We start from the raw sequence: 2,576 nt of genomic DNA, 5'->3' as shown, positions 1-2,576 counted from the left end.
ATACATTGTTATGTTTATATGTTACACCGAGCTGTAAATGTGAGCTAGGTTAGGAGTTAGCAAACTAAAGGGTTCAGACAAGTCAGAACAGCGTATTTAAAATTGTATTATTTCTTTAATTCGATAACGTATAAACAACCGATTGCATTTAGGGTGGTGAGGGAGTTTCATACAGCCCACTGCAAGTGGTCAATAAGGATAGCATCCATACATCCCCTGTAAATTAAGGTATGGAATGCAAATATAAGAATGAAATAAGGAGAATTAAAATGGCTGGTGTTTTAGGAATGATCCTTGCTGGTGGCGAAGGCTCGCGCTTGATGCCTTTAACGGAATCTCGTAGTAAACCTGCAGTGCCATTTGGTGGCAGTTATCGTTTAATCGATTTTGCTTTGAATAATTTTGTAAACGCGGATTTGATGCGTATCTACGTGCTTACACAATTTAAATCACAATCGTTGTATTTACATATGAAGAAAGGCTGGAACCTTTCGGGCATCACTGATCGGTTTATCGATTCAATCCCCGCACAGATGCGTGATGGCAAGCGCTGGTACGAAGGTACTGCGGATGCTATCTACCAGAATATTCGTTTTATTGAACTCTCTACCCCCGACCAAGTATGTATTTTTGGCTCTGATCATATCTATAAAATGGATATCCGCCAGATGCTCGATTTCCATAAACGTGTAGACGCAAAACTGACCGTTTCTGCGCTGAGAATGCCGCTGAAAGAAGCGTCTCAGTTTGGTGTGATTGAAGTTGATGAAGCCGGAAAAATGGTCGGTTTTGAAGAAAAACCTTGCAACCCTAAAGCGATCCCTGGGCACCCAGACCTTGCACTTGTTTCTATGGGTAACTACATATTCGATACAGATAAACTCTGTGCAGAACTGCGTCGTGATGCTGAAGATAATCACTCCAGCCATGATTTTGGCAAAGATATTATTCCTAAACTTTTCCCGGAAGGAGAGGTTTATGTCTATGATTTTTCAACCAATAAAATCAAAGGCGAAAAAGACACAACTTACTGGCGTGATGTCGGTACGATTGAGGCCTACTGGGCAGCGCACATGGATCTATTAGAGCATGATGCCGATTTCTCGTTGTATAACCGTAGCTGGCCTCTCCACACTTATTATCCACCGTTGCCACCTGCAACCTTTGTTGATTCACACGATCGTAAAGTACAGATCACCGACAGCTTGATCTCCGGCGGAAGCTACATTCAAGGTGCGAAAATTTATAAATCGGTACTAGGCTACCGCAGTAACATCGGAGCCAACACTTTAGTGAGTGAATCCGTGATCCTCGGTGATGTTAAAATTGGTGAAGGATGTACAATTAAGCGTACGATTATTGATAAAAATGTCGAAATAGCGCCAGGTACTATCATTGGTGAAGATTTAGAACTCGATAGACAACGTTTCCATGTTTCTGATGAGGGCATCGTTGTTATCGCAAAAGGAACAAAAGTTGGATTCTAGAATGGAAAAAATCGATGTTTGGTTTACCGTTTCAGAAGCTCAAGGCTTGATCAAAAGTGGTGGTTTGGCCGATGTGGCCAAAGCACTGCCTAAAGCACTGCAAGAGTTAGGTCATCAGGTAGCTATTGTGCTACCTGCTTATCGTTCTATATTGGGCATTTCAGATGCTCCTGTTGTGCTAGAAACTGAGCTTACCCATTGGCCTCATACTTCATATCTGGTCCGTCAGATGGAGCTAGATGGAGTGGCCGTGTACTTAATTGAATGTGAACAATATTTTGGCCGAGCACAAATGTATGGCGAGAATAACCAGGCGTACGCTGATAATGGCGAGCGTTTTGGTTTCTTTTCAGCAGCTAGCCTAGATGTTTTACCTAAGCTCGGTAAAAAACCACAGATTATCCATGCAAATGATTGGCATACAGGGTTGGTTCCATTTTTGTTGAAAACGCGTTACCAGCATGACGCTTATTTTTCTGATATGAAAAGCGTATTGACCGTTCACAACGCGATTTTTAAAGGTATTTTTTCTTATCATCAATTAGAGATCATCCCAGAATTGAACTTATCTGGCATGGAATTTTTACGCTACGGACACGATCACGTCAGTATGCTAAGAGCAGGGATTGCCTTTGCTGACAAAATTAATGCCGTTAGCCCTAATTATGCTTCCGAGCTGCTAACACCGCTTGGCTCTCATGGGTTGGTAGATGATTTTGTTCACCGAGCTAGAGATTTGCACGGTATCGTTAATGGGTGTGATTATAGCGAGTGGGATCCACAAAACGATGAATTTCTTCCTCTTGGCTACTGTGATGAAGCTGAATCACTTCAAGCGGGCAAACGGGCGAGTAAGCGCATGTTGCAAGAGGAGCTGCAATTACCTCAGCGTGACTTGCCTTTGTTTGGGATGGTTTGTCGACTCACCCACCAAAAAGGTTTCCACTACATTTTACCTATACTAGAGTCGTTCTTACGCAATGATGCTCAGCTCATTATTGTTGGCACAGGAGAGCCTGAAGTTGCTGTTCAGCTACATAAAATGGCGGCGAAGCATGCTGATAAATTTGCGTTTGTTGAAGCTTATAG

2 protein-coding genes are annotated in these 2,576 nt (G+C 42.5%); both read left to right on the top strand.

Annotated features, from left to right (window positions below; translation table 11 throughout):
- Positions 1-269 precede the first annotated feature (269 nt).
- The gene (glgC, locus tag AACQ42_RS01335; RefSeq protein ID WP_013857078.1) at positions 270-1,487 is read left to right on the top strand and encodes a glucose-1-phosphate adenylyltransferase; all 1,218 of its coding nucleotides are present in this window, start codon (positions 270-272) and stop codon (positions 1,485-1,487) included.
- Position 1,488: 1 nt separating this feature from the next.
- Positions 1,489-2,576 (top strand): glycogen/starch synthase (locus AACQ42_RS01330; RefSeq protein WP_094166343.1); only part of this gene is annotated, 1,088 nt, incomplete at its 3' end.

The organism is Vibrio sp. V12_P9A6T4, from assembly GCF_963874835.1.
Taxonomy (GTDB): domain Bacteria; phylum Pseudomonadota; class Gammaproteobacteria; order Enterobacterales; family Vibrionaceae; genus Vibrio; species Vibrio anguillarum.
Note: the sequence above shows the minus strand (reverse complement) of the source record. Positions and strands in the feature narration are given on the sequence as shown.